This is a genomic window from Rahnella ecdela (assembly GCF_019049625.1).
GTDB classification, from domain to species: domain Bacteria; phylum Pseudomonadota; class Gammaproteobacteria; order Enterobacterales; family Enterobacteriaceae; genus Rahnella; species Rahnella ecdela.
The window spans coordinates 1-9,074 of record NZ_JAFMOY010000086.1 but is presented as its reverse complement, the minus strand read 5'-3'; the positions used below and the strand labels follow the sequence as shown (position 1 = coordinate 9,074).

Annotated in this window: 5 protein-coding genes; 3 read left to right on the top strand and 2 right to left on the bottom strand. The window is 50.2% G+C overall.

Translation table 11 applies throughout. The features are described 5' to 3' along the window. A partial coding sequence (locus J1784_RS00725) for a BapA prefix-like domain-containing protein (protein WP_217147636.1) occupies positions 1-507 on the bottom strand: 507 nt, incomplete at its 3' end. 703 nt (positions 508-1,210) lie between these two features. Here J1784_RS00725 and J1784_RS00720 point away from each other — a divergent pair. Genes J1784_RS00720 through rcsB form a run of 3 tightly spaced genes read left to right on the top strand, consistent with a single transcriptional unit; the run spans position 1,211 to position 5,766 of the window. Beyond that, positions 1,211-2,380, top strand: coding sequence for an MFS transporter (locus J1784_RS00720; protein ID WP_217147637.1), 1,170 nt, complete (start codon positions 1,211-1,213; stop codon positions 2,378-2,380). Between the two features lie 37 nt (positions 2,381-2,417). Further along, positions 2,418-5,111, top strand: a complete 2,694-nt coding sequence (gene rcsD / locus J1784_RS00715; RefSeq protein ID WP_217147635.1) for a phosphotransferase RcsD — start codon at positions 2,418-2,420, stop codon at positions 5,109-5,111. 4 nt (positions 5,112-5,115) lie between these two features. Beyond that, positions 5,116-5,766 (top strand): response regulator transcription factor RcsB, encoded by a 651-nt coding sequence (rcsB, locus tag J1784_RS00710; protein ID WP_013574620.1) that lies wholly within the window; start codon positions 5,116-5,118, stop codon positions 5,764-5,766. A gap of 70 nt (positions 5,767-5,836) precedes the next feature. On the opposite strand, the gene rcsC is transcribed toward rcsB, so the two are convergent. Next, the gene (gene rcsC, locus J1784_RS00705; protein ID WP_217147634.1) at positions 5,837-8,695 is read right to left on the bottom strand and encodes a two-component system sensor histidine kinase RcsC; all 2,859 of its coding nucleotides are present in this window, start codon (positions 8,693-8,695) and stop codon (positions 5,837-5,839) included. Positions 8,696-9,074 lie beyond the last annotated feature (379 nt).

Below are 9,074 nucleotides of genomic sequence, written 5' to 3'. Positions count from 1 at the left end.
GCTGCCGCCATTGTTACTGCTGCTGCCACCGCCACCGCCCCCACCGCCACCTGCGGCAATGGCAATACCGGCACCGAGGGCAAGCACACCCAGCACGGCCCCTAAAACAGCGGGATCAAAGTTTGAGGAGTCGAGGACCAGAGCACCGACGTCAGGAATGGTTTCATAAGCAGGAACGACCGGTACGGCACCTGCCGTCGCGCCGGTATCGACAAACGCGGCATGTTCGATCGGGTGTACGCCGTCGTCAAACACCAGTTCGCTGTGGTGACCTTTGCCGTCGGTATCGAAGAAGCTGTGGTAGCGGACTGTGCGGCCATCTTTCATGTGGATGACCAGATCGTTGCCGACACGCTCATAGCTGGTGACGGCGTCGCGCGTCGCATGGACGCGTACGATACTGATTTGATTGAGGGTTACGTCCTGGCTGGCATTTGAGACCTGAGAGACTACTGCGCCATTTGTACGAGAAAGAATATCAATAACAACGCTACCGTTCTGAGCCATGTTGAACCCCTGTTACACCAGTTGTTGCCCACACACGCTAAACACCGCTCCCCTTTTTTCAGGTAAAAGCGGCGTGTCGTGATGTGAAGACCATTAAGAAAAAATGGGTATACTTCCAACTGGTGTCAGGGAATGCCATAGACTACAAATTGAACAAATAAAAGCGTCGTTAATGCATTAAGATGTTTTTTTATGACTTATGTGATTCATCGTTTCGGTAGTTTTTTGTCCGAAACTCCATAAGTTATATGCATGATTTGAGATAAGTGCCATAAAAAAACATAATCATAACGACAAGAAAGTTTCATTAAAGAATCAAAAAACATAAGTTTGACGAGTGTTAAATCGTCATCTAGCTTACTGAGATTTAAAACAAATCGATAACAAACAACATCTTATTAACTTTTGCGCAAAGAATAAGCGAGATCATTATTAATAAAATCAAGCATTAGCCCACGCAATCACCTATCAAAATGACTTACCAATTGTGTGATCGCCTTTTAGATTATTTGTCGCTAATGTATTCCGCAGAAAAATAATTAAGACTATGTGCAATCACAGTAACTTATGCTTTCTGATAAAGTGTCCGGTCAGTCAGACAGGTGGAAACTGAGTCGGTCACGTTTGTATCGAAAAAGCACATCGAAAAGACAAATCAAAAAGATATACCGAAAAGGAATTTCCCAGGATGTCTCCAGAACCGATGACGACCGCTTCGTCCCCTGAACACCCCCTGACTGTGACGCTGATCCCGGGCAGAGCACAACAACATGCCACCCGGCTTATTTTCTTATTGTCCGGTTTTGCGATGGCCGCCTGGGCGCCTCTGGTGCCCTTTGTTAAATTGCGGCTGGCGATCAGTGACGGAACATTAGGATTACTGTTGTTATGCATCGGTGCGGGCTCGACCTTTTCGATGCCGCTGACCGGTTTTCTGACCGGGAAACTGGGATGCAAAACCGTGATTTTGATTGCCAGCGTATTGTTGCTGCTGGCATTGCCTTTGCTGACGCTGATGGACAGCACCGCCGGTATGGCCGTGGTGCTGCTGGTGTTCGGCGCAGCGATTGGCATGATTGACGTGGCGATGAATGTCCACGCGATAGTGGTAGAGAAAGCCAGTGGCCGCGCGATGATGTCCGGGTTTCATGGCTTTTTCAGTATGGGCAGTATTTTTGGCGCGCTGGCCGTTACCGGTTTATTATTTTTCGGGCTGACGCCTTTTGAATCGGTGATGCTGGTGGTGATTTTACTGGCTGTTCTGGTGGTACTGACCAGCCCGCATTTATGGCGCGAAACGCGTCATGACGGCGACGGCCCTATTTTTGTTCTGCCTCGCGGCTGGGTAATTTTGCTGGGCTTTTTATGTTTTGTGATGTTCCTGACCGAAGGATCGATGCTGGACTGGGGCGCGCTGTTTCTGACCACGGAACGCGGCGTTGCGGCGCATCAGGCCGGTCTGGGCTACGCTGTTTTCTCGGTCGCCATGACCGCAGGACGTCTGACCGGCGACAAGATTATCGCCGCCTTCGGGCGTTATAAGGTGCTGATGTACGGCAGTCTGTGTGCCAGCTTCGGGCTGATTTTGCTGACGGTGGTGGATAATCTGTGGATTGCCGGTCTGGGCTTTGTCATGATCGGATTTGGCGCCTCAAATCTGGTGCCGATTATGTTCAGCGCGGCAGGCAATCAGACATCAATGCCTGCCAGCATGGCTATCGCCTCCGTGACAACGTTAGGCTATGCCGGTATTTTGGCGGGTCCTGCGCTGATAGGTTTTATCGCTCAGGTCAGCAGCTTGTCTTTTGCATTAGGTTGCGTTGCGGCAATGATGCTTTGCGTCACCGCCTGCGCCAGAACCGTTGTCCGGTAAAGAGTAATAACAAGAATGAAGGAAAAAACTCATCATCATGGCTGGTAAATATTTATCGCTGACATCAACCAATATCACGCGTTTTTTTTGGTTGTTCATTGTCCTTCTGGTGATGGGACTGGGCCTGTATGGTTACAATTACACCAACGCTTATCTGAACGATAAAATGCGAACGGTGCAAAACACCGCCGAACTGCTGCAAAAACGCATCGATAAATTCCGTTACATGACCTACCAGATTTATGACAATTTTTCGGGTCAGCCTATGACACCGGATGCGGTCAGTGCGCAGGAAATCCGTCTGCGTCAGGATATGTACCTTGTCTCCAAACCTCACAAGAAAACCGACGCGCTTATTTTCGGCACGCACGACAGTTCTACGCTCGATTTAACCCTGAAAATCTCGTCATTTCTGGATGACCAGTGGGGCTCGAATACACTGCCCTACTCGCTGTATTACCTGAACGGTCAGGACAACAGCATGCTGGTGGTGACGACCGTTCCCTTGCAGCAACAAGATGCCCGCCTGAAGGAAAACGCATTCACCAGCACATTGCAGGCGCGCCGCGCTGAAATGCTGCAACAGGCCAATACGCTCGATGAACGTGAAAGCTATTCTCCGCTGAGAAAATCGCGCCAGAGCAGTGACTATTCCTTCTCCCTGCGCACCACGTTTAATAACCCAGGACATCTGGCGACGGTTATTGCGTTTGATTTGCCGATAACCGATCTGGTCCCGTACAACATGGCGCGGGACAATTTCCAGTTAAACGGCAACACCACGGCAGTAAATGAAGGGGATCCGGAAGACGATAACGCAGAAGCCAGCAGCATCGTGATGCAGGGCTGGTCGCTGGTGTTTGACGTTCCGCTGAGTAATTCGCCGCTGTCGCTGACCTATCATGTTCCGCTGTTTAGCCTGGTTGTAGACCTTTCACGCAACAACTTCTGGCTGATCCTGATTAATCTGTTCCTGATGGGACTGGCAATGGCCAGCATTTACTTTATCCGCCATCAGTACATCCGCCCGAGCGAAAATATGGCCGCGCAGTTGCAGATGCAGCAGGCGCTGAACCAGGAAATCATCTCCGGATTGCCTCTCGGTTTACTGGTCTATAACTTCAGCAACCACAGCGTGGTGCTGAGCAATAAAATTGCCGACCAGCTGTTGCCGCATCTGAGCCTGAATAAAATCGCCAATATGGCCGAACAGCATCATGGCACCATTCAGGCGACGGTAAATAACGAAGTCTATGAAATCCGCATGATCCGCAGTCAGATTTCACCGGAAACTTACCTGTTTATGCTTCATGATCAGGATAAAGAAGTGATGGTGAACCGGACGCTGCAACAGGCGAAACGCGAGTTTGAGAAAAACCTCCAGGCCCGCAAACTGATGCTGCACAATTTAGGCATTGAGCTGAATCAGCCGTTGCAGGAACTGAACGGCCTGGCGGTGGCGCTGGTGGAAGAGCAACGTCCGGAAGAACGCCAGACGCTGGAAGGTAAGCTGCTCAATGAATCGCGCAATGCGCTGACCCTGGTGGATAACATCACCCTGCTGACACGGCTGGAAACGCAGGACTGGCAACCGTCTGGCGATAAATACGTATTATCCGCCATGATTGATGAACTGCTGCTTGAAGCCCTGCCCCGCCTGAATCAGAAAGGCCTCGGCTTGCTGAATCACTTCCAGATTGCCCCGGAAGCAACGTTCACCGGCGATGTGCAGGCGGTGAAGAAAATCCTTTCGCTGCTGCTTGATTACGCCATCGTCACCACCTCTCTGGGGAAAGTGACGCTGACCAGCGAGCAGGACGAAGATCGCCCGGATCAGTTGATTTTCCACATTAACGACACCGGTAGCGGAATTTCCAAGGAAGAATTAAGCAATCTGAATTATCCTTTCCTGAGCCAGACGCTGGTTGACCGTTTCAATCATGGTTCAGGACTGACATTCTTCCTGTGTAATCAGTTATGTAAAAAGCTCGGCGGGCAGTTAGAAATCCGCAGCAAGCTAAATATCGGCACACGCTATACTGTAAGGGTTAAACAGCGTCAAGAAGCGCAGGAAGTTGAAGCCGAACACGAAAAATTACTCAATGATGTCACGGTGTTACTCGACATCACGTCTGACGAAGTTCGCGGTATTATTACCCGAACCATGAATGCTTATGGTGCCGTATGCATCGTGGCTGATGACCGGCAGGTCGCGCGGGAATACGACGTTTTACTGACAGATAACCCGCAGAACAGCGACAAATTTACGCTTTTGCTGACCGATGATGAGTCCGGATTCCAGCAGCTTGAAAAGCACTATATTCGCGTCAATTACAACATCAGCAGTGCGCTGATTGACGCAACCCTACTGTTAATCGAACAGCAATTTTCTGTTTCCGATGACAGTGTTTCATCCGAAGAACCCGGTGAAGACTCTCTCGACCATTATGAAAAGCAGTTAAAATCAAGCGATTACTATCAGCTTTTCGTCGAGACGGTACCGGAAGATCTTGAGAAACTGTATAATGAGAACCAACGTCGTGACTTCACGTCACTTTCACAAACAGCACATCGTCTCAAGGGGGTGTTCGCCATGCTGAACCTGACCCCAGGCAAGCAAATGTGTGAATCGTTAGAACAATACATCGCAGATGGCGATGCATTACAGATTACTGAAACCATCAATCACATTGATTCTTTTGTCTCCAGACTGCTCCAGCAAGGTAGCTAATCACATGAATAATATGAACGTAATTATTGCTGATGACCATCCTATCGTCCTGTTTGGTATTCGTAAGTCCCTTGAACAAATTGAATGGGTGAATGTTGTAGGCGAGTTCGAGGACTCTACTGCACTGGTTAACAGCTTAAGCAAACTTGATGCTCACGTGCTGATCACCGACCTGTCCATGCCGGGCGACAAATTCGGCGATGGCATCACGTTGATCAAATACATCAAACGCCATTACCCGCAGTTATCCATCATTGTTCTGACCATGAACAATAACCCGGCGATCCTGAGCTCGGTGTTGGATCTGGATATCGAAGGGATTGTGCTCAAACAAGGCGCGCCAACTGACCTGCCTAAAGCACTGGCTGCATTGCAGAAAGGCAAGAAGTTCACGCCGGACAGCGTCGCCAAATTGCTGGAAAAAATCAGCGCCAACGGTTACGGTGACAAACGCCTGTCTCCGAAAGAAAGCGAAGTTCTGCGCCTGTTCGCAGAAGGCTTCCTGGTGACTGAGATTGCCAAAAAGCTGAACCGCAGCATCAAAACCATCAGCAGCCAGAAGAAATCTGCGATGCTGAAACTGGGCGTGGAAAATGATATCGCTCTGCTGAACTACCTGTCTTCCGTCAGCTCACAGCCGGTAGATAAAGACTAACGTTTCATTACGTTACATGAGTTCAGTTGTAAAAAAGGCACCTTCCCGGTGCCTTTTGTTTGGGTCATTTTCAGCTGTCGCGTTTCTTTCGAACCAGCGCGCTGTAATAACTGAGCGTATCACGCAGGGTTTCCAGTGTGACGGGTTTGGATAAGCAGTTATCCATACCCGCTTCCAGACACCGCTGACGCTGTTCAGCCAGCGCATTGGCGGTCACACCTATCACCGGCAGCGTATGACCAAGTTCACGCAGCTTCTGCGTCAGGCCATAACCATCGAGTCGCGGCATGTTAACGTCGCTGAGCACAATATCAATTTCATGCGCACGCATGGCATCCAGTGCATCTATCCCGTCGTTTGCCGTCACCACGATGTATCCCATAGTGCCAAGCTGATCAGCAAGCAGACGGCGGTTAATCGGATGATCATCTACGACCAGCAAAGTGACATCGCTATAATCCTGCGCCGTGGCTTCAGGAACAGACAGAGCGCCCTCTTCCACCTCAGCCTCAAGACGGTAAATGCGGTTGAGCAGCGCCGTAATTTCCAGTGGGGTGGAAGTACTGTGTACCCAGTAACCCGGACGCGTTTCGACAGGCGGACCGATATGATCGATAGAGAACTCGATTTGCGCCGCCAGTTCATCTTTGTGGATCCGCGGAGTATCGCTGATGAGTACGTCTTCACGCTGACTTTGCATTCCTGCCTCGCAGCGCTGGATATTTGCGCCGTAATAGCGCAGCAGCTGCATCAGATAGCTTTCCAGATAGGCGTTACGCACATCCAGCCAGACCGTTTTATCCTGCCAGTCATCCAGCGGCTCGCCGGACGGGAAAGTCGCATTATAAAGCGGGATACGTACCGTAAATGAACTGCCCAGCCCCGGTTCGGATTCGACTTCGATATCGCCATCCATCAGGTTGATCAGCTTTTCGCAAATCGCAAGCCCCAGACCAGTTCCCTGGAAGTGACGCTGCACACCGGTCCCGACCTGGAAGAACGGGTCAAACAGTCGGGTGATTTCACGTTCGGGGATCCCCACCCCGGTATCACGTACCTGGAACTCGAGATAATTTCCGCAGGTTCTGACGTTCAGCACAATGCAGCCGGTATCAGTGAATTTAATCGCGTTGTTGAGAATATTGGAAATGACCTGCTGCAAACGCACCGGGTCGCCATTAAATGACAGCGGCACGTTGTGCTCGATAAAGCAGTAAAGCCCCAGATGTTTTTTCACCACCAGCGGTAAATAGTTACCGGCAATATGCGTGATAACTTCACGGCAGGAGAACTCCTGGGGCTCAATTTTCAGCTGCTCAGATTCAATTTTCGAGAAATCGAGAATGTCACTGATGATTTTCAGCAACAACGCCGAGGAGTTATTCATCGCCGTCACCAGCCGGTCAACGCCCTGCGGCAGCCCCTGCGTTTGCAGTAAATCCAGGTTACCGATGATGCCGTACAGCGGCGTGCGCAATTCATGGCTGACGGTTGCGAGGAACATCGATTTCGACTGGCTGGCCTGCTCGGCGGCATTGGCCATTTCCTGCAACGATTCTTCCATTTTGACGCGTGAACTGACGTCTATCAGCACGCAGATCGCCACGTCTTCATTGCGGTAGCGCGAATGGACGAAGCTCAGCTGGATGTTGTTATTGTTCTTGGTGATGACATCGACAAAGTTGGTTTGCTGGTCGCAGATGATGCGCGTAATACGCTGCCGGTCTTCCTGCGTCAGCATATTGATGTAGTTGTGCGCCAGTTCGTTACTCAGAATATTAACGCCATCGCTGATCCGCAGAATCGAGATACCGACCGGTGCCGAGGCCACGATTTTATGGTTGAACTGTTCATGCTCTTCAAGGCGGAAGGCGTTTTCCTCGGCGGGTAAAAACATTTTGCGCTCAAAGACCCAGGCCAGAATAAACAGCAGCAGGCCGGAGAAAATGTTCAGTAACACCGCGTTAAATATCAGAATTTTAAATCGCTCAATAACCGTATTAAACGGCATCGAATACACCACGCTCAGTGAGGAAGGCGTCAGTGGCTTTTTATACACCAGATCCTTGTAGCCGTTCACATAGCCAAAGAATGAGCTTTCCTCAGGGATATTGGCGATTGGCGCGGTGGTGCGATTGTCTTCAGAGATGTTCAGCAACGGCTGATCGTCCGCATCCAGCAGCGTAACAGAGGTGTGTTGCGCATTCGGATTGACCAGATCTTCCAGTCGGAGATTTTGCTGAATGCCCATCAGCGCTTCGAGCTTATTACCGACATAAATCGGCGTCAGAACATAGAGATAACCGGAATCTTTATTGCTGCCCTGTGACACCCAGTACAGGCTGTTTTCTTTATCCTGACTCTTACCATTGCGGTATTGCAGAATTTTTTCATGCAACGACTTGAGCTGATCCTGACTGGCACGCTCGAACGGTTCGCTGCTGATACCAAAATCCACCAGACACAGGTTCGCGCCGCCGATAAAGAACACCCGGTTCAGGTCATACGCATCAGAAAAATTATCTTTCCAGTAGTGGATCATGTTTCCGAGCGTAGACAGGGAATTGCGGTAGCTGTCGGTAATCTGCGAGCAGTCTGATTCAGGAAAGAGGGAAAGATACGTCGGCTGAGTGTTTTTGGTGCTGATCATGCCGTTGATGATATCCAGCCCGTTCATTGAGTCGCTAAGCCGCTTTTCTGCCATGAACTTAATACTGTGCATGACGTCATTGGAGTTCTTGATGTAGCTCTGCGCGAGATCGTAGTTGAAGTTGTCTTCATCACGGATTTCGGATTCTTTGTTGTGGAAAATATTGAGCACATAAAAGGTGGTCAGCAACACACCCAGTGTCCACAACATGAGCGCCAGCACCCGGAACAGATAGCGGGATATTTTTAGCGTTGTTCGAAACGAAGCAAGATATTTCAAGGATTAACCATCAGCAAAACGGCTCAGCGAGCGGAATGTGGATCAGAATACACTATTGGGGGACTTTCTAAAAAGCGCAGGGTGAAAGGGAGTGTGTAAAACGGGTGTGTGTGGCTCGGATGGACCTCATCCGCCTACGGCCCATTGGGATCCTTCCACGCCTGCCTTTTAAAAAAGCAACTTTTACAGTTTTAACATCACGTTAGCACGCACTTCCCGACACGCACTTTTACGCCGCAGGCCAGTATAGCGCCGCCGCTGTTCACCGTTAACACGTTGTTTTTATGACATCCCGTTTTGTGACCACCATCATTAGCCGTTCCCGTAACCCGTGGCCGCTGCGCTGGTCACGCGGCGGCCACGGGTTACGGGTATGGGC

Coding starts and splice junctions, on each gene's coding strand:
- J1784_RS00720 (WP_217147637.1), top strand. CDS start 1,211: ATGACGACCGCTTCGTCCCCTGAACACCCCCTGACTGTGACGCTGATC.
- rcsD (WP_217147635.1), top strand. CDS start 2,418: ATGGCTGGTAAATATTTATCGCTGACATCAACCAATATCACGCGTTTT.
- rcsB (WP_013574620.1), top strand. CDS start 5,116: ATGAATAATATGAACGTAATTATTGCTGATGACCATCCTATCGTCCTG.